The organism is Silvimonas iriomotensis, assembly GCF_014645535.1.
GTDB classification, from domain to species: domain Bacteria; phylum Pseudomonadota; class Gammaproteobacteria; order Burkholderiales; family Chitinibacteraceae; genus Silvimonas; species Silvimonas iriomotensis.
Window position 1 is genome coordinate 262,633 of record NZ_BMLX01000002.1, and the last position, 22,647, is coordinate 285,279.

At 59.0% G+C, this 22,647-nt stretch carries 21 protein-coding genes; 4 read left to right on the forward strand and 17 right to left on the reverse strand.

Annotated features, from left to right (window positions below; all coding sequences use genetic code 11):
• Positions 1 to 8 precede the first annotated feature (8 nt).
• The 4 genes from IEX57_RS07710 (at position 9) to IEX57_RS07725 (ending at position 5,512) form a co-directional block, all read left to right on the forward strand.
• Positions 9 to 1,877, forward strand: a complete 1,869-nt coding sequence (locus IEX57_RS07710) for a hypothetical protein (protein ID WP_188703704.1) — start codon at positions 9 to 11, stop codon at positions 1,875 to 1,877.
• A gap of 104 nt (positions 1,878 to 1,981) precedes the next feature.
• Positions 1,982 to 2,557, forward strand: coding sequence for a DUF2889 domain-containing protein (locus IEX57_RS07715; protein WP_188703705.1), 576 nt, complete (start codon positions 1,982 to 1,984; stop codon positions 2,555 to 2,557).
• A 145-nt stretch (positions 2,558 to 2,702) separates the two neighbouring features.
• Positions 2,703 to 4,424 carry a hypothetical protein gene (locus tag IEX57_RS07720; RefSeq protein WP_188703706.1) on the forward strand — a complete coding sequence of 574 codons (1,722 nt, stop codon included), beginning with the start codon at positions 2,703 to 2,705 and terminating at the stop codon, positions 4,422 to 4,424.
• A gap of 26 nt (positions 4,425 to 4,450) precedes the next feature.
• On the forward strand, positions 4,451 to 5,512 hold the full coding sequence (locus IEX57_RS07725; RefSeq protein ID WP_188703707.1) for an acyltransferase family protein: 1,062 nt from the start codon (positions 4,451 to 4,453) through the stop codon (positions 5,510 to 5,512).
• On the opposite strand, the gene IEX57_RS07730 is transcribed toward IEX57_RS07725, so the two are convergent.
• The 17 genes from IEX57_RS07730 to fliO form a co-directional block, all read right to left on the reverse strand.
• The gene (locus IEX57_RS07730; protein WP_188703708.1) at positions 5,493 to 5,999 is read right to left on the reverse strand and encodes a GNAT family N-acetyltransferase; all 507 of its coding nucleotides are present in this window, start codon (positions 5,997 to 5,999) and stop codon (positions 5,493 to 5,495) included. The two genes, IEX57_RS07725 and IEX57_RS07730, sit on opposite strands and share 20 nt — an antisense overlap.
• Positions 5,999 to 6,868 (reverse strand): GNAT family N-acetyltransferase, encoded by an 870-nt coding sequence (locus tag IEX57_RS07735; RefSeq protein ID WP_188703709.1) that lies wholly within the window; start codon positions 6,866 to 6,868, stop codon positions 5,999 to 6,001. Before IEX57_RS07735 ends, IEX57_RS07730 begins: the two co-directional genes overlap by 1 nt.
• Before the next feature lie 120 nt (positions 6,869 to 6,988).
• Positions 6,989 to 8,704 (reverse strand): ABC transporter ATP-binding protein, encoded by a 1,716-nt coding sequence (locus tag IEX57_RS07740; protein WP_188703710.1) that lies wholly within the window; start codon positions 8,702 to 8,704, stop codon positions 6,989 to 6,991.
• Between the two features lie 13 nt (positions 8,705 to 8,717).
• Positions 8,718 to 9,785, reverse strand: a complete 1,068-nt coding sequence (locus tag IEX57_RS07745; RefSeq protein ID WP_229708912.1) for an ABC transporter permease — start codon at positions 9,783 to 9,785, stop codon at positions 8,718 to 8,720.
• Between the two features lie 13 nt (positions 9,786 to 9,798).
• On the reverse strand, positions 9,799 to 10,737 hold the full coding sequence (locus IEX57_RS07750) for an ABC transporter permease (protein ID WP_188703711.1): 939 nt from the start codon (positions 10,735 to 10,737) through the stop codon (positions 9,799 to 9,801).
• 12 nt (positions 10,738 to 10,749) lie between these two features.
• A complete protein-coding gene (locus tag IEX57_RS07755) occupies positions 10,750 to 12,537 on the reverse strand; it encodes an ABC transporter substrate-binding protein (RefSeq protein ID WP_188703712.1) in 1,788 nt (595 codons plus the stop codon).
• A 285-nt stretch (positions 12,538 to 12,822) separates the two neighbouring features.
• The gene (locus IEX57_RS07760; protein ID WP_188703713.1) at positions 12,823 to 13,248 is read right to left on the reverse strand and encodes an ExbD/TolR family protein; all 426 of its coding nucleotides are present in this window, start codon (positions 13,246 to 13,248) and stop codon (positions 12,823 to 12,825) included.
• Positions 13,249 to 13,344: 96 nt separating this feature from the next.
• Positions 13,345 to 13,785 (reverse strand): ExbD/TolR family protein, encoded by a 441-nt coding sequence (locus IEX57_RS07765; RefSeq protein WP_188703714.1) that lies wholly within the window; start codon positions 13,783 to 13,785, stop codon positions 13,345 to 13,347.
• An 18-nt stretch (positions 13,786 to 13,803) separates the two neighbouring features.
• Entirely contained in the window at positions 13,804 to 14,544 is a 741-nt protein-coding gene (locus tag IEX57_RS07770) for a MotA/TolQ/ExbB proton channel family protein (RefSeq protein WP_188703715.1), read from the reverse strand.
• 32 nt (positions 14,545 to 14,576) lie between these two features.
• Entirely contained in the window at positions 14,577 to 15,239 is a 663-nt protein-coding gene (locus tag IEX57_RS07775) for a hypothetical protein (protein ID WP_188703716.1), read from the reverse strand.
• 178 nt (positions 15,240 to 15,417) lie between these two features.
• A complete protein-coding gene (locus IEX57_RS07780; protein ID WP_229708913.1) occupies positions 15,418 to 18,003 on the reverse strand; it encodes a TonB-dependent receptor in 2,586 nt (861 codons plus the stop codon).
• Positions 18,004 to 18,934: 931 nt separating this feature from the next.
• Positions 18,935 to 19,840, reverse strand: coding sequence for an RluA family pseudouridine synthase (locus IEX57_RS07785; protein ID WP_188703718.1), 906 nt, complete (start codon positions 19,838 to 19,840; stop codon positions 18,935 to 18,937).
• Positions 19,837 to 20,073 carry a hypothetical protein gene (locus IEX57_RS07790; protein WP_188703719.1) on the reverse strand — a complete coding sequence of 79 codons (237 nt, stop codon included), beginning with the start codon at positions 20,071 to 20,073 and terminating at the stop codon, positions 19,837 to 19,839. Before IEX57_RS07790 ends, IEX57_RS07785 begins: the two co-directional genes overlap by 4 nt.
• A 26-nt stretch (positions 20,074 to 20,099) precedes the next feature.
• Positions 20,100 to 20,888, reverse strand: a complete 789-nt coding sequence (fliR, locus tag IEX57_RS07795) for a flagellar biosynthetic protein FliR (RefSeq protein ID WP_188703720.1) — start codon at positions 20,886 to 20,888, stop codon at positions 20,100 to 20,102.
• A gap of 9 nt (positions 20,889 to 20,897) precedes the next feature.
• A complete protein-coding gene (gene fliQ, locus IEX57_RS07800) occupies positions 20,898 to 21,167 on the reverse strand; it encodes a flagellar biosynthesis protein FliQ (protein WP_184102586.1) in 270 nt (89 codons plus the stop codon).
• 177 nt (positions 21,168 to 21,344) lie between these two features.
• The gene (fliP, locus tag IEX57_RS07805) at positions 21,345 to 22,064 is read right to left on the reverse strand and encodes a flagellar type III secretion system pore protein FliP (protein WP_188704475.1); all 720 of its coding nucleotides are present in this window, start codon (positions 22,062 to 22,064) and stop codon (positions 21,345 to 21,347) included.
• Positions 22,065 to 22,111: 47 nt separating this feature from the next.
• A complete protein-coding gene (fliO, locus tag IEX57_RS07810) occupies positions 22,112 to 22,555 on the reverse strand; it encodes a flagellar biosynthetic protein FliO (RefSeq protein ID WP_229708914.1) in 444 nt (147 codons plus the stop codon).
• Between the last annotated feature and the right edge of the window lie 92 nt (positions 22,556 to 22,647).

Consider the following 22,647-nt stretch of genomic DNA (forward strand, 5'->3'; position numbering starts at 1 on the left):
TGATGGCCATGCGACCGCGTCCTTTGCACTTTGCCCGTATCCACACCCAGCGCGGGATTGCCGCCATCTTGCTGGTGCTGATGGTCGGCTTGTCGCTCAGCGCAGCCGTGCTGGGCACCATGTATTACGTCCATAGCGAGCAAGACAGCGCGCTGACCGCCCACAGTGCCACGCAAGCGCAGTTGAAGGCCTGGACCGGGGTGGAAGCGTTTCGCCAGTATCTGTACCAGGCCGGCCAGACCGGGGCCAGCGCGCTGACGGTGAACAGCCCGATCTCGCTCACGGGTTTGCCGGGGATCAGCGGCCTCGTGGCCGCGGTCAGTAACACATCGACCAGCTGCGTCTCTTCTGCGGCCACGGGCTCGGTGCAGGGCACGCTGGTCACTGCCAATCTCACCGGCAGCAGCGGCGGCGCGACATCGACCGTGCAAGCCATTTATTGTGTGATTGCGGGCAGTGCCGGCAGCAGCAACAGCATTACCAATGCCATCAACTTCAATCACGACGTGACGCTGGGCGGCAGCATCAATTTCACCACCTCCACCAGCACCGCAGCGGCGGCGGTGATCAACGTCAACGGTTCCTTTACCGCGACCAGCATTTCGCTGACCGGGGTGCAGGTCATCAATGCCACCGGCAACGTCGCCATTGGTAGCAGCGCGCAAGTCGGGACCATCAACTCCAACGGTACGGTTGCGCTGAGCGGCAGCGCCAGCGCGGTGACCATCAATGCTATCGGGGATGTCACGCTGACGGGCTCGGCACACGCCGACTCGGTGAACACCAAGGGCAGTGTCACCATGGACAGCAACTCGATCGGGACACTGAAGGCGCAAAAGAACCTGACCGTCACCAGCAGCGGCACCGTCACCACCGGCACGATTGGCGGCACATTGAGCAAGCCCAGCTGGAACAACGGCGTGAACGTGACGGTGCAGAGCAACTACACGGTGCCGGTCAACCCGGTCTCGCTGACCAGCCAGCAGATCGACGCCAACCAGCTGCAATCCGTCGCCAACTACATTTTTGATGTGGATAGCAGCGGGTATCGCAAAGTGACGGTCGCCAATGTTAATGGCATCACCAATGGCACTTACTATCTGGGCAACTACGACAGTACCCACGTGGATTATCTGTGCACGGCGCTGGCGAGCGGCTCCACGGCATCCTCCCCGACCTGCGGCACGCCCGCGGTGGGCTCGGCCGTGACCATCTGCAAGGGGTACTCCACCAGCAATACCTGCTTTAGCTACAACACCAGCACCAGCATGTGGAGCATCAACGGCACCAGCATTGCGCAGGGTGTCGCGTGGTTCCATGGCGATCTGACCGTGGGCAATGGCACGTACTACAACACGTTCATCGCCACCGGCAATATCTCGACCAGCGGCAGCGATGTGGTCTACGCCCCGGCTTATGCCGGCTACAACGGTGTGGTGAACGGCACCACCTATGCGCCGACCGGGATTTGCGTAAACAATAACTTTGCCTCCCGGTGGCCCACCAATCTGTGCACCCCGGCCGCCAGCCCGACCACGTTCAACTACAGCGCCACTGCCGTGGCCAACTACGCCTTCCTGGCCGGTAGCGCCACCAATGGCGTGTATTCCGGCGGCAATGTGTCGCTGGGTTCCAGTACCGTGGTCTACGGCAGTATCCTGGCCAACAACCAGTTCAACAGTAATGGCAGCACGACGGTCTATGGTTACGTGACGGCCTCGGGCAGCACTGCCGCCAACAGCCTGGGCGCCAGCACCACCATCAACCTCAGCGCCCTGCCGCCGGCGTATCAGCCAGGTGCCGGCGTGGGCACCGGCGGGGGCAGCAGCGCCGCCACTGCCGTCACCTCAAAGGTGTTGTGGACCCGTTATCTGTAGCGCGTATCAAACGCCGGGCCAGGGGCAAACTGCAATGGTCCGGCCCCCGGCTGGCGGGCACAATCTGTCGCGATGATCGCCGCTGTTTTTGAAGAGAAACGCTTATGCCACTGAGCCCGCCCGTCGCCCGTCAGCACTACCACACCCGCCAGATCCAGTGTCAGGGCTTCCTGCGCGATGACGGCTTGTGGGATATCGAAGCGTCCATCACCGATACCAAGGGCTACCCGGTCTCGTTTTACGATGGCCGGCAATTGCCGCAGGGCGAGCCCTTGCATCTGATGCAGGTACGGCTGACGCTGAACGATCAATACGAGATCGTCGCCGTTGAAGCCGCGACCGAGCACTCGCCGTACACCATTTGTCCGCAGATTGCGGGTGCCTACCAGCGCCTTGTGGGCTTGCGCATCGGCCCGGGGTTCAACCGCAAAGTGCGGGAGCTCTTCAAGGGCCGCGATGGCTGTACGCATATCACCGAACTGCTGGGCCCGATGGCCACGGTGGCTTTCCAGACGGTGTCGTCCGGCCTGCGCAAGCGCGAGACGCCGCAACCGGCAGTCGGTCCGCGCACCACGGCGCAGGCGCGGTTGCTGACGCGGCTGATTGATTCGTGCCATGGCTGGCGTAGCGACGGCGAACCGGTGCGCGTGCAGTTCCCGGAACACTACACGGGCGACTGATCTAATCCGCGGCTGTAAAAACCGATACCTGGTGCATCGCACAAATAATACTTGCAAAATAAGTCAGACATGACAGACTGAAGCTTTCTTGGTTACATCACCCATACAAAGCACAGATGTTTTGTGCTTCTGTTCAGGAAAGCGCATGAATCTCCCGGATACGTTACTGCGGCGTCATGGCCTGTTTCTGGCTGTCGTTGTGGTTTACGCCGCCGTACTGATCACGCTGGGGCCGCTGGCCACCAACGATGGCCCCATCCACCTCTCCTTTGCCGACATGCTGGGCCACATTGGCGACGCCGACTGGCCACTGCAGTCGCAAATGTTCATGTCCGCCGACACCCTGCAACCCAATATGGCGACCTACGCCATCTTGCAGGCACTGATGCTGGTGGTCGAACCCAGCCGGGCCGAGGCCATTTTGCAGGCGCTGTGTCTGGTCAGCCCGGCGGTGGCAGCGTGGTATACCCTGCGCAAGATCAATCCGGACAACGCCTGGCTGGCCCTGTTTGCCCTGCCCTTGCTGGCTAACCAGTTGTTCTTTCTGGGCTTGTACAACTTCCTGTTTTCGCTGGCCGGCTTCTTCCTGGCTATTGGCTGGTATCTGGACTTGCGTACCCACCCGCGACTCTGGCGCGCGTTGTTGCTGGGGGTGATGCTGGTCGTTACGCTGCTGAGCCACGCGGCAGGTTTCGTCATGGCGGCACTGGCCTTGTTTGCGCTGGAAGCTGTTCGTCTGCTCAGCGACTGGCAAGCCGGCTTGCGTGGCCGCGCCTTGTGGGCGACCAGTGTTTGCGTGGCGCTGGCCTTGTGCCTGCCACTGCCGCTGATGGCGTGGTTTGCATTGCGTCAGCACGGATACCCCACCGAATATGGGCCCGGCCTGCACGAGCGTGTTCTGGCAATGGCGCGAGGCAAGTTGTTCCGCCTGCAGTCGGGGGATAATCTGACCCTGCCCTATGCCTTGATGATCCTGATGGCGATCACCCTGCTGACCACGGTCTACAAAATCTGGCAGGAACGGCATCACCTGTTGCAGGGTAAGGCCACCCTGTTCACCGGGCTCGGCCTGACGCTGGTGCTGTTTTACGGTTTTTGCCTGATCGTGCCGGATATCTCCGGCGGCGGCTGGACGCACTTTTTGCGGGCGGAACTCTTCCCCATGTTGTGGGCACTGCCGTGCGCCGCTTTGCTGATCAACCAGCAATGGCTGCGCCGGGGTCTGGCGGTCGTCGCCGTGGGCATGCTGGTCATGCAGTTCAGCCAGACCTGGGCGGTGCAAGGCGAGGTACGCCAGCAACTGACGGCGCTGTCGGCCATGGATAAACAAATCGGCGCGCACTGCACGGTGCTGCCGGTGGTGGAATCCTCAGCCCAGTATGACGACAAAGGCCGACCGCGGCCCGTGGGCTACCAGCCCTTTCTTCAGGCCACCAACCGGCTGGAACTGGATCAGGACCGCGTGGTGCTGTTCAATTTTCTGGCACGGCTGAGCGTGTACCCCATCCGCTTCCGGCCCGGCTACGACACGCAAGAACTGCTCTACCACTGGGAACCCCAGCGCAAGCTGATTGATGTGCATCAGCTGGACGTGGACCGGTTTGAACAAAAAACCGGTATTCCGGTGGATTACGTGGTGGTGTGGGGCGAGCAGCGGGCGAATGATCCGGTCTCGCCGCCAGACACCCGGCACATCCTGAGCAACGCCTCGCTGGTGTATGAATCTGCCGATCAGCAAGTGCGCCTGTACCGCCGCAATCAGGACATGCCGACCATGTGCACCAGCCAGGCTTCCCACATTGCCAGCGGCAGCAAGCTGCAATCTGCTGCCATCAAAGACCGTCTGCGACGGGACCAGCTCAACTAGGCCCGCCATATACAGAAGGGGAAAAGATGTTACGTGATCCCTTGCTGGATGGATTGAAAGGTTTTGCCGTTATCTCTGTGGTGTTTATCCACTCGGTGTTCTGGAGTGGCGACAGTTACACCCCTGCCTGGTTGCATGGCGCTTGCCTGTGGCTGGATGTCCCGCTGTTCTTTTTCCTTGCTGGCTGGTCTTGCAGCAAGGTTGCCTCCCCGCGAAAAACCTGGCTGAACCTGTGGCGCCTGCAATGGCGCTATATGGCATTTGTGTCGGTGGTATGGCTGGGCTATGTGCTCAGCGGCCATCATCTGCCTGCCTTGCGTCTGCTGGAATGGTACCTGCATGACTACCGCATGGCCGCGGGCGATGACGTGGTTATGGGCTCGATGTGGTTCATGCGCGTTTACCTGGGCGTCAGCGCGGCCGCCATTGCCCTGATCTGGTTTCATGAACGCGCTGCGCTGACCGTGGCGCTGGTGCTGGTCGGCACCTTGTTCCTGTCACAACTGGCGCCGGATGCAGACTGGGACACGGGCTGGTTGCCCATTGTGGCGTTCGGCATGTTTTATCTGCCGCTGTTCCTGCTGGGCTATTGCCACGCCAGACAACGCCTGCCCTGGTACTGGTTTGCGCTGATTACATTGCAGGCGATCTGGCAGTTGTGTTGCACACCGCAGTTGCACGATGCGCTGGTTCATCTGCAAACGTACAAGTTTCCGCCGCAGGCGTTGTACTTTGCCTGTTCGTGGTTATCCCTGTGCACTTTGCTGTTGCTGACGCGCTGGCGCCCGGTGTCGTGGCTGTTCACGCAAGAACCCTTGCGCTGGGTGGGCCGCAACGCCATTTATGTGTTCTTTGCCCAGGGTGTGTCCGCCACGCTGATCTATGCGCCCGTCAGCCTGCTGGCCGATCTGCAGCTACCGTGGTACATCCTGCTGCCGCCGATGTTTGCGCTGAATCTGTACTGCGCGCTGATGGGCGCGCGTTTGCTCAAGGCAGTGGAGGCGCTCGTGATGGCGCAATGGCCAGGGCGTGTGCCGCCGCGCGCCGTCCCGGCCCCGGTGCCCGCGTCTACAAAACGCGGCGCATGACGATCACCTCGTCGGTGTAACCGTCCACCTGCTTGCGTTCAATTTCGGCAAAGCCATGTTGCTGCCAGAACCGCAGCGCAACGACATTGCAGGCCACCACGCCCAGCCGCATCTCGGTACAGCCCCAGCGGTGGGCCTCAGCCAGTACCAGCGCCAGGGCCGCCGCGCCCAGTCCTTGCCGCTGGTGGCTTTCGATCAGCAACAAGAGCCCCAGCCAGGCACAGTCCGGCTGCGGATAGCCGCGGATCAGATCAATCGCGCCTACGGCTTGATCACCGTGCAGCAACAACCAGACAAACTTGTCGTCATGCCCGATACCGGGCGGCAGCGCTGCCAGATCTTCTGCTGCGGCCTCTCTTTGCGGCAATTGCCCTTGCACCAGCAAGGCGTAGCCGGGGGCGGCCTCCAGTATGGCCTGCAAGGCGGCGACATCCGCAGCGTGATGCCGGTTCAGCCGCCGCGTCTGCAATGGTACAAGCGTCGCCATCAGGCCTGGACCGTGGCGGTGTCTGCCAGCAAGCGCAAATGCAGATGTTCGCCAATCTGCACATAGCCAATGCGCTTGTACACGGCGTTGCTGGTCGGGTTGGCCAGATCAGTCGACAGAAACAGGTCTTTGATGCCGCGCCCCAGCGCTACCTCAGAGACCGCAGCGACCATGGCGCCGGCATAACCACGTCCGCGGTGGGCCGGCAAGGTGTACACCGGGCCAATGCGTGACAACGGCGGCTGGTACGATCCGGCGCAAAAGGCGGCATCCACGCCATCAACCTGCCAGATCCACAACGTTTGCACGGCGGACTCCAGTTGCGCTGCAATGCGCTCCGCCACGAGTTCATCCGGCTCCGGGATATGCGCTTCATGCGCAAAATCAATCCAGTGCCGCAGCAGCCAGGCGCGATCTGCCGCGGTGGCCGGGCGCAACTGCCCTGCTGCACCGGTGGTAACAGGCTGACGCTGCAACTGGAAATTCCCCAGCGCGGTATGCACTTCAATGCGATGGTCCTGGGCGTACAGCCCGGCCAGTCGGCGCGCATCCGGCGCCGGGCCGACGATATCAGTGGGGGTGATGCCTTCGTGCGCCAGTTCAGCCGCCAGCGCGGCACAGGCTGCGGCATCCAGATCGGTGATCATCAGCGAGAACCGCGGCGCGGGGCCAATACTCATGCAGGCACCCACCGTGGCCGTACCGCGCTTGACCAGATAGAGCCGCCGCTCATGCGCCACCATCAATGCCACAGTGGTGCGCAGTACCGCGTTATACAGCTGGTTGTGAATGGCGTAGTTGTCGCCCAGCCATGCGCCAAGATCATTGGCAAATGCACGGGGGTCGGAATGGCGTTCGATATGCGTCATGCGATCCTCCTCAGGGCAGATCATCCTGGCTTGACGCAGCGCAAAACGCAATCCTGGCGAAATAAAACAACACCCGGCGGTGCAAGGCACGGCCGGGTGTGTTGACCAGCGCAGTCTGGATCAGGCCAGCGCGGGCGCGCCGCCGGTCCAGCCAGTCGGGATCGAGTCGAGCAAGCGGCGGGTGTAGCTTTCTTTGGGCTGGCGGTAAATGGCGTCAGAATCGCCCTGCTCCACCACTTCACCCTTGTTCATCACCAGCACCTGATCAGAGATATGTTTGACCACCGCCAGATCGTGCGAGATAAACAGGTACGACAACTTGAACTCGTCCTGCAGATCTTGCAGCAAGTTGAGCACCTGCGCCTGCACCGACACATCCAGCGCCGAGACCGATTCATCACAAATCAGCACTTCGGGCTTCATGGTCAAGCAGCGGGCAATGGCAATACGCTGCCGCTGGCCGCCAGAGAACTCGTGCGGGTATTTCACCAGCGAACGCGCCGGCAAACCCACGCGATCCAGCAACTCTTGCGCCAGTTTGCGGCGTTCAGCGCCATTGTTGCCAATGCCATGCAGCGTCATCGGCTCAGCCAGAATCTGCTCCACCGTAAAGCGCGGGTTGAGCGACGCATACGGGTTCTGGAAAATGATCTGGATGCGGCGCTTGTAGGCGTGGAATTCTTTGGGCGACATGGCCAGCAGGTCTTTGCCTTCAAACAGCGCCTTGCCGGCTGTAGCTTGATGCAGGCGCACCAGGGTCAGGCCGACCGTGGTCTTGCCCGAGCCCGACTCGCCCACAATCCCCAGCGTCTTGCCGCGCGCCAGTTTGAAAGACACATCCTTCACGGCATGAAACTGTTTTTTGCCAAACAAACCCTGGCGGATATCAAACGACTTGGCCAGGCCCTGTACATCCAGCACGATTTCGTCATTGGGCGTGTAACCGCGCTGACGCTCGCCCGCCGAGACAAAGCCGCCCGGCTTCATGAAGTCATCAATCACCGGCAGACGCATCGGGCGCTGGTCCAGTTGCGGACGGCAGGCCAGCAAGGCCCTGGTGTAGGCGTCCTGCGGCGCTTCAAAAATCTGTTTGACCTCGCCCGCCTCGCGAATCTGGCCGTGGCGCATCACCACCACTTTGTCGGCAAACTCGCCCACCAGCCCCAGATCATGCGTGATGAACAGCACGGACATGCCGCGCTTGGCCTGCAGTTTGGCGATCAGTTCCAGAATCTGTTTCTGGATGGTCACATCCAGCGCCGTGGTCGGTTCATCCGCAATCAAGAGCTTGGGCTCGCAAGCAATGGCGATGGCAATCATCACGCGTTGCTGCTGGCCGCCAGAGAGCTCGTGCGGGTAGTTCTTGATCTTCTTTTCCGGGTCTGGCAGGCCCACTTCAATCAGCAATTCCAGCGCCCGTCTGGCGGCAGCAGCGCGTGACAGCTTTGCGTGCAGCATCAGGGTTTCGATGATCTGGTCGCCCACGGTAAACACCGGGTTGAGCGAGCTCATTGGCTCCTGGAAGATCATGGCAATGTCTTTGCCACGCAGACGGCGCAAATCCGCGCCCGCCACTTCCAGCAGGTTACGGCCTTCAAACAGGATCTGGCTGGCCGGGTCGATCAGCGTTTGCATCGCCGGCAGCAATTGCATGATGGCCATCGACGTCACCGACTTGCCCGAGCCCGATTCGCCCACCAGTGCCACGGTGGTGTGTTTCGGGATATCCAGGCTGATGCCCTTGAGCGCGTGAAACGGCTCGGCGTCTTCTTGCTTGAAGCGCACATCAAGGTTGCGGATCGACAGCAGCGTTTCTTGTTGAGCGGCGTGGTTCATGGTGTCGGTCCTCTTATTTATTGGCTTTGGGATCAAAGGCATCGCGCAGTCCATCAATCAACAGACTGAATGCCGTCACCAACAGAGACATGGCGATCGTCACCGCCACCATTTGCCACCACACACCTTGCACCAGCTCGGCCGGTGCTTCGGCCAGCATGGAGCCCAGGCTCACCTGCGTCACACCCACACCAAAGCCCAGGAACGACAGAATGGCTTCGTACTTGATCAAGGCCACGGTCAACAGCGAGAACTGCACCAGCAACAAGTGCGAGATATTGGGCAGGATGTGCACAAAGATCCGGCGGGCATCGCTGGCGCCAATGGCGCTGGCGGCCTGCACGAACTCGCGGTTCTTCAGCTTGAGATACTCGGCCCGCACCAGACGGTAAGTACCGGTCCAGCTGGTGAGCGCCATCACGATAATGATGGTCTTGATACCGCGCCCGGCCACCGCCGCAAACGACAGCAGCAACAGCATGTCCGGTACGCTGGTAAACACACTGTAGAACCAGTTCAGAAAGTCATCGACCTTGCCGCCAAAGTAGCCGGAAATCGCACCCAGCACGGTGCCCAGCAGCAGCGTGAACAGCGCGCCAAAGATACCGACGAACACAGAGGTAGACGTGCCCTTGATGGTCTTGACGATCACGTCACGGCCACGCAGGTCGCCGCCGAAGGGCAAGGATTCGCGCAACGGGGTTTCGACTGAGGCATATTTGCCCATGTTCTGCCGGGCAATCGCCAGTTCCTTGCCGATGGGGTCTTCGGCTTCGGTCATGGTCACGATGGGCGCATTGGTTTTGGCGCCCGCCTCTTCTTCTGCCGGCGGCAGGGTTTCTTCCGCGCTTTGCGCCAACCAGGACGGCGGCGCATAAGGGATGGCGACTTCCTTGCGCCAGCCATCGCCAATGATGTTGAACCAGCCCGCTACGGCGATGGCCAGGAACGCGCCCACCACCATCAGCGAGATCATCGCCACCTTGTCGCGCTTGAGCCGGCGCCAGCCCAGCGCCCAGAAACCACGGTGCACTTCCGGCGTGCCATTCATGGCCGGAGCAGCCTGTACAGTACTTGTCATGTTGTCTCTCCGGTTACTTGAGTTGCACGCGCGGGTCGATCAGCTTGTAGATCAGATCGGCCAGCAGGTTGAAGATCATGGTGGCCAGGGCGATGTACACCGTAATGGCCTTGATGATCGGGAAGTCGCTGTTGTTGACAGCGAGCACCACCGCGTTACCCATACCGGGAATACTGAAGAAGGTTTCCAGCACCAGCGCGCCGATCAGCAGATACGGCAGCGACATCATCACGGTGGTGACCACCGGAATCAGCGCATTGCGCAGCACGTGCTTGAGCATGACCACGCGCTCCGACAAACCTTTGGCGCGGGCGGTACGCACGTAGTCGTTACCCAGTTCTTCGATAAAGAACGAGCGATAGAAGCGGATATCCGGCCCCAGTGACACCATCAGGCCCATCAGCATCGGCAGCGGCACGTAGTACCACAGGTTATGCCAGGCCGAACCGCTCCAGCCCGAAACCGGGAACCAGCCCAGCTTGTAAGCCAGCCAGTATTGACCCGCAATGATGTACACCAGCGCCGAGACCGACATGGCGATGGTGCAGCAGATGGTGACAATACGGTCGGTCAGGCCACGGCGGAAATACGCGACGGTCGCGGCCAGCGGGATGGCGATCAGCAAGTCGACCACCAGCATGGAGCCGGTCAGCAGCAGCGACGGGCCAATGCGCGAGCCAATGATGTCGGACACCGGCTGCTGCGTAGACCAGGAGGTGCCAAAGTTCAGCGTCAGTACCTGTTTCACGAAGATCATGAACTGCGCAAACTGGCTTTTATCCAGACCCAGTTGGGCACGGATACTGGCCAGCGACTCCGCGGTCAGGTGCTTACCCGCCAGCACCAGCGAAGGGTCGCCACCAAACACGTTAAACAGCATAAACACCAGCAACATCACCCCGAACAGGGTCGGGATCATTTGCAGTACGCGACGAACGATATAAGCGAACATGTTGCCGGCTCCTTACTTCTGGATATCCATGAAACGCCAGGATACCTGGAAGATGGGGTGAACCTCATCGCCCAGTACACGGGGTTGCATCATACGGTTGCGGAAACGCGTCTCGCCCGGCAGCCACGGGGTTTCTTCCATCATCACCTTGTTCATTTCGTCGTACAGGTGATTGCGTTCCGGGCTGTCTTGCAGCTTTTGCGATGCCAGATACAGCTTGTCGTAGCGCGGCGAGTTGTAACACGCGGTGTTTTCCGCCCCGATGTTCTTGCTGTAGTTGAGCATCGCGAAGTTCTCACCATCCGGGTAGTCGGCGATCCACGCAGCGCCGTAGATCCCATAGGTGCAAGAACGCAATGCCTTGAGCGCATCGTTGAACATGACAGGACGGAACACGGTGCGGATATGGATCGAATCAAGCGCTTCTTGCCAGTATTCGTTCCATTGACGACCAATCGCGGAAGCATCAGTCAGGAAGTCGATCGAGATCGGCTTGCCTTCAGGGGTCATCCGGTAGCCATCCGGACCGATCTTGTAGCCGAACTCATCCAGCAGCGCATTGGCCAGCGGGCGGTTGAATTCATAGTGATATTTAAAGTTCGGGTTATGCCCCACTACGCCTGGCGGAATGGTGTATTCAACGCGCACGGCATTGTTACGGCGGATATCGCGAATCGTCTGGTCGGTATCAAACGACATGGCAATGGCACGACGCAGGGCGATCTTTTCTTTGGACAAGCCGCCCAGCACCGGGTCTTGCATGTTGAATGCCCAGTAGGTGATTTCCGGATCCAGCACGCGGCTGATCTTCAAACCCGCTTTGCGGTATTCAGACTTGAGTGCAGCACGGCGCGGGTTCTTCGGGTCCATGTTCAGCACGCCGCGCAACAGCGGCTGCGGGATCGAATACAACTCATCAAGCTGGCCGCTCTTGAATGCCAGCCACATGGGTTGTTCTTCGGTAAAGATGGACACTTCAATCCGGCCAATCTGCGGCATGGTCTTGCCGTTCATTTCCCGCGCCACTTGCTCGCCGGCCTTGTCGCCCGGTGTGGGGTGGAAATCAAACACGACATGACGGAAATTGGGGTTGTAGACCAGCGTGGTTTTTACGCCGGGCTTCCATTCCTTGAGAATGTACGGGCCGGTGCCCACTGGGTGCGCCAGCGAGTTCTGGCCATAGGCCTCCATGACTTCCCGCGCCACTGGCGAGGTATGCGGCATGGCCAGGACATAGGGTAGCGCCGGGTAAAGCTGCTTGAGTTTTAGCTGGATGGTGTAGCGGTCAAGGGCCTTGATGCCTTCGCAGGGGGCGTCGTAGTCAAACTTGCCGTTTTTGGCCTTTGCAACCAGTTCATCAACGCCAACGAAATGGCCCGCCACCAGGTAGTTGGAAGGTGAGCCTGTAGCCGGGTCGGCAATGCGCTTGAGCGCATAAACCTCGTCCGCGGCGGTCAACTCACGCTTCTTGCCCTTGAAGACGGGGTCATCGGCAAAGTAGATGCCTTTCTGGATATGGATGGTGTAGGTGAGACCATCTGCACTGACTTGCGGCATGCTGGTCGCAATCAGCGGAATCAGCTTGGCCGGGCGCGCGACGTAATCATAAGTGAGCAGCGGCTCAAAGATGTTTTCCATCACGCCGTGCGAATACACGTCTGACGTCTTGGCCGGGTCGTACCCGGTTTCTGGCGCATTGAACGAGCTATGCAGCACTTTGTCCGGGTCCGGTGCGGCCAGCGTCGTGGCGGCGCAAGCGGCAGTCAGCATGGCCACCAGGGCCAGCACTCTCAGTCTCATCTTTCCCCCTTCCCTCTCAAACCGTTACGGGGATCGCCCGTAAACAGGACTGTCCGTTCGCCTTGCGCCAGCCAGAAGCTCCCTTTCTGATCAGGCGGTCTTGGTTATATGTAGTCAAAGCCACATCGAACGTCAGCGGCGCGGGTCTTTTATCACCCGCAAAACCAGTCTGTTGCCCAAAGAAAATGCCTGGAGGGAAAACCCCCAGGCATCTCAATTCTCACACGCTGACCGGCACCCAGCCTGTTCTGTTCCGGCTTTGCCACCAGCGTGCGGCATGCTCTGTTACTGCAGGAACTGCTCACCGCCCACAATGCCGATCTTCTTCACGCCAATGCGTTGCGATTCAGCCAGGACTTCGGCTACGGGTGCGTAGCTGGCGTCCTTGTCCGGGCGGATGTGAAACTCCGGCTGCGGATTGGCTTTGGCAACGGTGCCCAGGCGGCTTTCCAGATCGGCGCGGCCATTGACCACTTCACCGTTCCAGTGGATCTCGTTGTTCGGCAGGATGTCCAGCTGGATCACGACCGGTTTCTCGGCGTTGTTCGGCTGGTTGTTGTTGGTCGGCATATCCAGCTTCACTGCGTGCGTCTGGATCGGAATGGTAATGATCAGCATGATCAGAAGTACCAGCATCACGTCGATCAACGGCGTGGTGTTGATTTCCATCATCAGATCGTCATCACCCGACGAGCCTACATTCATGGCCATGGTGGTTCTCCATGGGGCGGAGGGTTAACAACCGCCCTTGATAATTCGTTCTGCGACTGACAAAACACACGCTGGCGTTTTGTCAGTCAGTCCTGCTTACTGACCGCCGGGTTGCGGTTCCGTGATGAAAGCAATCTTCACGATACCGGCACGCTGCACGGCCAGCACGATACGACCCAGCGGGCCATAACGGGCGGTTACGTCACCGCGGATATGAACCTCGGGCTGCGGGTCTTTCACCGCGGCCTTTTCCAGACGGGCCAGCAATTCTGTATCGCTGATCGGCTGCTGGTTCCAGTAGGTGACGTTCTTGGCGTCAACAGCAAGAACGATGTTTTCCGGTTTGGTCTGCGTCGGGATATTGGATTCCGTCGGCAGCTTCACGTTCACGGTCTGGGTCACCACCGGGATGGTGATCAGGAAGATGATCAGCAACACCAGCATCACGTCGACGAGCGGCGTAGTGTTGATGGCGGACATCACCTGATCTTCTTCACCGGTAGCGCCACCGTGACTGGGTCTGCGATAGCGCGCCATGATGTTTACCTGACCTTCTTACTTGGCCGGGGAAGCCAGCAGACCGGCGTGCAGACGGCCAGCAACCACGCGAACCATATCCAGCACCAGCTTGTTGCGACGAACCAGCCAGTTGTAACCCAGCACGGCCGGCACAGCGACAGCCAGACCGATCGCGGTCATGATCAGCGCTTCACCCACCGGGCCAGCAACCTTGTCGATCGAGGCTTGACCAGCGATACCGATGGCGGTCAGCGCATGGTAGATACCCCAAACGGTACCGAACAGACCCACGAACGGGGCGGTAGAACCGATGGTGGCAACCACGGACAGGCCCGATTGCATGTGGTGACCAGCGGAATCCACTGCGTCGGAGATCGCCATGGCAACCCAGGTGTTCAGGTCAACACGTTGCGCCAGATCGCCCTTGTGTTCCTTGGCAGCTTCGATACCGGCAACAGCAACGGCGGTGAACAGCACGTCGTCGTTCTCGGCCACAGCCTTTTGTTGCAGTTCCACGCCGGAGGATTCCAGCAGGGTGCGGCCGTGCTTCAACAGACGGCGTTGTTCCAGCAGCTTGACGATGCCGACATACCAGGTGGATGCGGACATGATCAGCAGAATGATCAGCACGGTACGGGCAACGACGTCGCCCTGGTTCCACAGTGCGTCGATACCGTAGGGGTTGGAACCCTCAGCGGCGGAGGCCACAGCGGACACAGCCATCAGGCCGGCCACAGCAGCGAAAGATTTGATGAAAGTAGAGAATTGCTTAGTCATGATCGTGACCCTTGTGCTAACGGTGATTCCGGTCAGGAATCGGAATTCATATGGAAGTTGTACTCGTAGACAAACGAGCCGGCCGGGCAGGCGTAGCCTTGCAGAGCCTTGGTAATTTCAGCCTTGAACTGGCTGCGGTACGAAGCAGGAATACCTTTGAAATTCATGCTTTCGATCGCACTGAATTTGCCGTTGCTACCAAAAGAGAACACAACGGAAACCAGACCTTCGATCCCGTCTTCCATGGCTTTGCCAGGATATTCCGGGTTCTCCAGGTGCGTACAATTGCCCTTGGCTGACAACGGACCACTCGGCGCGGGCGCCGGAGCGGGCGCAGGGGCCGGAGCGGGTGCTTGCGGGGCCGGGTCAGACGTCGTCGCTGCAATGGCAGTCGGCGCAGGCGCATTGTTCGGATGCTCAACCGGCGGCACATAGGCCTTGGGCTGCGGCACCGGCGGTGCGGCCTTGGGGATGACCTTCTCTACTTTGGGAGGGGGCGGCGGGGGTGGAGGCGGGGGCGGCTCGCTGATGATCGAGACTTCCACCTTTTGCTGGATTTTCTTGACCGCGTCCTGTGCCAGGCCAGAGATCAGTGCGTAAATCAGGAGCACGTGGAAAACCACCACGCCCACCAGACCTGTTGCACGACGGCCACCGGCACGGCCTTGGCCATATCCGTATGCTGTGTTAGCCATTGTTCGGCTCAACCTTCATTCACCTGAACCTTGTCGCCTTTACCTGCGACGACTTGATCCAGAAGTTCAACTTGCCACAACCATCAACTCACCCTCACGGGCTTGGTTGAAACTTGCTGCCATATTGGCCAGGCCCCTGCCCTTCTGGTAAAGGACAGAGGCCAGGGCCGGTCTGCAATTACATCTTGTAGGATGCTTGCAGGTAGTAAGCGCGACCGACTGCGTCGAAGAAGCGCGGATCGTAACCTTGCTGGAAGGTGTAATCCTGATTGGAGTACGGCGGAGCCTTGTCAAACAGGTTCTTGATACCTGCAGTGATCGTCAGATCCTTGTGATACACGTACGTCCCGGACAGGTTCCACAGGATGTAGGAAGCAACGCGGTTGCCTTCGTACATATCCTGGTAACCAGTCTGGTAGGTCGAACCCAGAATGCCGCTGAAGTTACCCTTGTTCCAGTTCAGGTTCAGGTCTTGCTTGTAGCGGAAGATCGGGGCGTTGTTGTAGTCCGAGAACTGACCGATACCGTGGAAGTACTGGCCATCTTTCTCGTGCTGATAGTCGAACTTGGTCAGGTAAGTACCGTCGTAAGTGACCGAGAAGTTACCAATATCGGTCTTGGGCAGACGCACCGTTGCGGACAAGTCGATACCAGAGGTCATGGTATTACCCAGGTTCTGGGTGGTATCGATTACGTACAGCAGTTTCTGGGTAGACGGATCACGCACGAAACGGTCAGCGTACTTGTCCGGATCAGCAAAAATAGCGGATTCAGACAGGGTACCGATGGTGTCGTGGATGTTGGTCCACCAGAAGTCGACCGACGCGGTCACAGCCTTGATCGGCTCAACCACGAAACCGAAGCTGGCGGAGTCAGATTTTTCCGGCTTCAGGTCTTTGCTACCGCCAATCAGCAACTGCTGCTGGGCTTCACAATCGCGCCCCTGATTACCACCCGGTTGCAGAACGCCGTTCGGGCAGTTCAACGGATCGTTGTACTGGCCGGCCGTGTTGGTCTGCTGGTTCGGCTGATAGATGTTGTACAGCGACGGCGCACGGAAACCAGTGCTGGCGTTACCACGGAACTTGATCTGTTCGATCGGCTGCCAGGTGAACTTCACTTCAGGGTTCGCGGTGTTACCGAAATCGCTGAAGTAATCGTCACGTGCGGCCAGGTTCACGTTCAGGGTTTCGGTCACCGGGATGGCCAACTGCATAAAGACAGCTTGCGAGTTGCGGCTACCACTGGTGTTCTGGGCGGACTCAAGACCGGTACTCAGGGCCGATTGGGCCAGCTGGGTAAAGACGGCATCCAGGCTTTCGTGACGGGCTTCTACACCAGCAACAAACTGCACAGCGCCAGCTGGCAGGGTGTAGATGTCCTTGTTGACGTGGAAGTCAGCCAGGGTGGTGGCGTACTTGTCTTCTTCGATCTTGCCATTCAGGGCAACGCTATCCCATGCGCCCGGAGCGGAATCGCCGAACGGGTTCAAGGTGCCGTTGTTGAATGCATCTTGCAGCTTGCTGCCGTCAACGTAACCACCGGTCAGGTAGTGACGAACCTGGTTTTGCGAGTAAGCCAGACCGCCAGCATAAGCCCAGCTACCGATCATGCCATCAGCAGTGGCCATAACACGTTGAGTCGTAGAGACGATTTCGTCCATACGATCGCCAGCCGGGATGGAACGGGAATGCAGTTCCAGTTGGTTGGTGCCATCCGGCAGACCGGAAGTCGGGAAGTACGGTGAAGTGCTCGGCAGCGTAAAGAAGTCGTTGGTATAGGTCAGCAACGGCGTCGGCGCAACACGGGTCTTCGTGGTGGTTTGCGTACCGATGTACTGCAGGGCCACCAGGTTGTCTTCGTTGATTTGCTTGGAAGCCTTGCCCGTCACGGTGTACTGCTCAACTTCAGGCTGAATACCATAGAACAGCGGAGTCTGTTCGCGGCAAGTGCCGTTGTAAGCAACCAGCGTCGGCGGATTGCAACCCGGATACATCGGGTTGGTCGCGCTGCCCAGGACGGTTACCTTGCCGGTATTAGGGTCAACATTTTGCGGCACATAGTTGGCCGGGAAAGAGTTGCCGCTGGTACCGATCGGGTTCAGGGAGTTTTGCGCGAAATCACGATCTGTCGTCTTGATCTCGTTGGACTTGGATGCGGTGAACGAACCGTAAACGTTGAAGCCGTCGTCAACCAGGCTGCCCTTGCCGCCGGTGACGCTCACTTCTTTGGTCAGGCCGCCCGGGTGTTGCGGGGACAGGATACGGGCTTCAATCGTTGCGCCTTGAACCGACTTCTTGGTCACGAAGTTGATAACGCCGGCGATCGCGTCGGTACCGTAGGTAGCGGTAGCACCGCCCTTGTACACGTCGATGTGATCAATCGTGGCCAGCGGAATGGCGTTCAGGTCAACGGCCAGGCCGTTACTGGCCTGGTTGGCCATACGGCGGCCGTCCAGCAGAACCAGTGTGTATTGCTCACCCAGACCACGCAAGTCAGCGAATGCAGCGCCACCGTTGTCGGTACCGACAGAGGTCGCGGCAGTAATGGCCGAAGTGTTGGCAGCAATGGCGGCAACAGCTTGTTCGACGTTGACGATACCTTGCTTGGTCAGGTCTTCCGTCTTGATCACGGTCATCGGCGTGGCGCTTTGTTGCTTGATGCCACGCAGGTATGTACCGGTCACTTCCACGCGATTGGCGGCGGGGGACGAAGAATCTGCATCATCTGCGAAGGCAGACGCTGCATAGGTTGCACCGATCATAGCCAGTGCTACTACGAGAGTTTTTCTTTTATGAAGCACAACTGCCTCCCAGGGTTGGTAAGTGGAAGCCCACATCCTTACAGTACGGCCAAGCGGTGCGCTGTTGGCGACCGTCTCCGGCCATCGTTGTCGGTTGGCCGTGTAAGTGAGCGGATAATCGCAGAAGTGACATTCCCTCAACAAAAAAAAGAGACTTCTTCCTAATTTTTGTTGTCAAAAATACACAGTAAACACGTTACAAAGGGATAAACACGTGTTTTCAAGTGCAATCAACATCAAACAATTTTCTTATAAATCATATATTTAGATCATATCAAAGGCCTAACATCGTTACTGTTGTCGTATCATGACAACAGTCAATGCCAGTCCAAGACCCTCAAAGCGCCCTTGACGTACCTGCAAGTAACACCACAGAACCCCGCAAAAAGTGAATATAAGTATCGCCAAATATTCCATGTGGAACTATTTATTATTTATTTAAAACAATTTATAAGAAAGTGTAGTGTAATCTTTAATTAAAACAAACGTTTAGAATCGCCTTCAGTGCACCAAAATAGTGCCACATAGTTCAATGACATAAGCTGATGCACCACTCGACGCCATTTCAGATTTGGGGTAGCGGGTCTCGCGTCAGGAAAAATTCATTCGTCAAACAAGCACCCGCTCAAAACACCATAAAAAAGTATTCGGGATTTCCCGCACATGTATAGGCAAGTTCTGCTTCGGCCTGGAAAAAGGGCAAGAATATTGCCCTATAGGCGTCTTGAAACGCAGGATGAACGGCGCGGGTCGGCCTCAATGACAGATAAATATCCGGAAAAGCGCGGCAACCGTGATGACACCGGGAAGGAACGTATTCAGGCGTGACGGGACACCGTCTGCACTGGACGATCTCCGCCGTGTCGCAGGGGCGGGATGGCAGGAAAACGGGTTAAACCGGCCAGATCAGTGAACGCGTGCTCTCAAAAACGCGCTCTTCCCCATTGACCGGATCAACAAACTGCAGCGAGCGGGCCAGCAATTGCAGTGGCCGGGTGAAATCATCCGGCGCATCCGGCTGCACTTGCGGGTACCACGGGTCATTGCAGATGGGCATGCCCAGCGCGGACATATGCGCACGCAGCTGATGTTTCTTGCCGGTATGCGGCTCCAGCCGGTACCAGCCCAGCTGGCCGTTATCTTGCAAGAGTGAAATGCGCGTTTCGGCATTGGGCTCACCCTCTACCTCTTGCGAGGTAAAAAAGTGCTCCCCCTGTACAAGGCGGCTGCGGTGAACCAGCGGCAGGTTCAAGGCCGGGTTGAGCGGTGCGATGGCTTCATACACCTTGCTGACCTGGCGCGATTCAAACAAGGATTGATACCGCCCGCGGCTGGGCGGATGCAGGCAGAACATCACGAGGCCGGCGGTTTCCCGGTCCAGCCGGTGTACGGGCGTGAGTTCAGGCAGATCCAGCGATTGGCGCAAGCGGTTGAGCAAGGTTTCCCGCAGGCGCCGGCCAGAGGGCACCGTCGCCAGAAAGTGGGGCTTGTCTGCGACCAGAATCCGTTCGTCCCGATAGATCACCTGGGCCTCGAAGGGCACCGGCTCTTCATCCGGCACTTCGCGGAAATACCACAAGCGCCCGCCGGGCCGGTATGGGTCCGCAGCGCGCACCGGCTGGCCGGCATCGTCCATGATTTCGCCAGCGGCCAGCCTGGCGGCCATGCCACCTTCGGGCAGATGGGGAAAGCGGTGCAACAGGAAGGTCAGCAGATCTGGCCAGGCGCCTTGTTCGGGCAGGATGACGAAACTGGGCGCGACCCCGTCACGCCAGGCAATAGCGGGTTTCTGGCTCACGGCGCGCTCTGTCCTTCACCGTGGTCCACTGCGGCCTGTTCAAGTGCAGCCCGTTCGGCCAGCTCTGCCTGCTTTTGTGCTTTTTTGATCTGCCCTGCCCGCTTGAGCCACAAGATCAGCCAGGTGGGCAACACGCCCAGCACGACGATAAAAAAAACGCCCAGCGCCAGGCTGCCTGAAGCAATGGCCATCATGCCAATGACGTAGAGATAGCCAATCAACAAGATATACATATCTATCTATATATAAGTGCAGCGGCCTACTGCGGCGCCAGCGCTTGCATCAAGGCGTTCACAAAGCGCGTGAACTCGTTGATCATGCCGTTTACAAATTGCGGCAGGAACGGCAGCACCATATACAGCGCCGCAGCGCCGATCGCCAGCATGATGGGAAAGCCGATCGCGAACACATTCAGTTGCGGCGCGGCGCGGGTCATCACGCCCACGGCCAGGTTGGTGATCAGCAGCGCGCCCACCACCGGCATGGCCAGGCGCAAGCCCGTGTTGAACAGCATGCTGCCGTGCTCCGCAATCATGCGAAATGCGCCACTGGCCAGCGGCGCATCATTGGGCGGCAACTGGGAAAAGCTCTCGATCAGTGCCCGCAACACAATCAGGTGCCCGTTCATGGCCAGAAACATCAGCAAAGTGGCCGCACTGAGAAACTGGGCCACCAGCGGTACGTTGGAGGCGCTTTGCGGGTCATAGAACGAGGCAAAACCCAGGCCCATCTGCAGGCCGGCAATGTTGCCCGCCATCTCTACCGCACTGAAAATCAGTTGCATGCACATGCCAATCATCCAGCCCACCAGCAACTGGTTGATACCGATCATGATGCCTTGCGCCGACATCACCGGCACGTTGGGCATGGCCGGCAAGATGGGCGCGATCAGCAAGGTCAGCAGCAAGGCCAGCGACACCCGTACGGTACTGTTGATGGCGGAATTGGAGAAAAACGGATCAGCCAGCAACACGCCCAGAATGCGCAGGAACGGCCACAGGAACAGCGCCAGCCAGGCGTTGATTTGCGCGTCGGTAAACGTGAACATGCGGCGGGTTTACCCGATCAGGGTGGGAATGCTCTGAAACAGGCGCGTGGTGTAATCGGTAATGATGCCGATCATCCAGGGGCCCGCCAGCACAAACACCAGGAACGCCACCAGCAGCTTGGGGATGAACGAGAGCGTCGCTTCGTTGATCTGGGTGGCGGCCTGGAACACCGACACAATCAGACCCGCCGCCAGCACAGACAACAGGATCGGACCAGCCAGCAACACCAGCACTTCCATGGCACGCTGGATCAGGGTGATGACGGTTTCAGGAGTCATGTTTGGCGGCGCCCGTGAAGTGTGATGTGTGAGGCGCAAACCCCAAAGACGGGTCTACCAGTCACTCACACCTGTTTACGTATTATATAAATCCGGAATCAGCCTGTGTTCGCGTGAAGAACAGAAAAACCGGCGCGCGTGGTTTTTGCCTCGCCGCTTCTCTCACGCCCCACCGCCCTAGCCCGTATAAAAGCTCTGGACCAGCGAGCCCATCAAGAGTGTCCAGCCGTCCACCAGCACAAACAGCATCAGTTTGAACGGCAGCGCAATGGTCACCGGCGAGACCATCATCATCCCCATAGCCATCAGGATACTAGCCACCACAAGGTCAATGATCAGGAACGGGATAAACACCATGAAGCCGATCTGGAACGCGGTTTTGAGTTCGCTGGTCACAAACGCCGGCACCAGCACCCGCAGACTCACATCTTCCGGACCATTGGGTTTTTGCGCGCCGGACACATCAATAAAGAACGCCAGATCGCGCTGGCGCGTCTGTTTCATCATGAAGTCTTTGAGCGGCACTGCGGCTTTGTCCATGGCGTCGTTGAACGTCATTTTCTGCTGCGAGTACGGCGTATAGGCCTGGGTGTAGATCTTGTCGAACACCGGCGACATCACAAAGAAGGTCAGAAAGAGCGACAGCCCGATGATGACCTGATTGGGCGGTGTTTGCAGCGTACCCAGCGCCTGGCGCAGCAAAGACAAGACGATCACGATGCGGGTGAACGCCGTCATCATCAACAAGACGGCTGGCAGGAAAGTCAGCGCTGTCAGGAACAGCAGCGTCTGGATCGGCAAGGAATATGCCGTGCCACCATTGGCCTGGGTGGCCGTCATGAATGGAATGCCCGCGGCATCGGCCGCATGGGCCGCCAGCGGCACGCTCGCCAGCATTGTCAGCGCGGCTGCGCCGGCCAGACGTCGGGGAGAAAACCAGGATTTCATGCTTGAGGCCTTTTGCCAGCCAGAATCTGTGCCAGCTTTGAGGCAAATTGCGGTGGTGCCGGTGGTGCGGGCGCGTCAGCCGGCCGTGGCTGGGTGTGCAGCAGACTCACATTCTGCGGCGTCACGCCGACCACCAGCCAGGTGTCATCCAGTTCAACGATGACCACACGTTCTTTCGGGCCGACCATGGTGCCGGACACCACGCGCAGCCGGTTGCCGGCCGCCATGCCCGGCAGCAAAGAGAACCGGCGCATCAACATGGCAGACACGAAGATCAGGCCAAGCACGAACACCAGCGCAACGACCACTTGCGCCAGTTGCGCAAAAGAGCCCGCTGAGGTGGCAGCAGGCACAACGGCCTGCGGTGACGAGGCAGCAGCCATCACCGGCGCGACCGCGCCCGGCAAAAAGGCGCCGACGGCAATGCATCTGGACCACATGGAAGAAATACACCCGGGCACGGCTGCCCCATCCGGACTGGTTAACATGTTTGAAGGGCGCGGCGCAGACGGGGTAAACCCGGCGCCGGCCA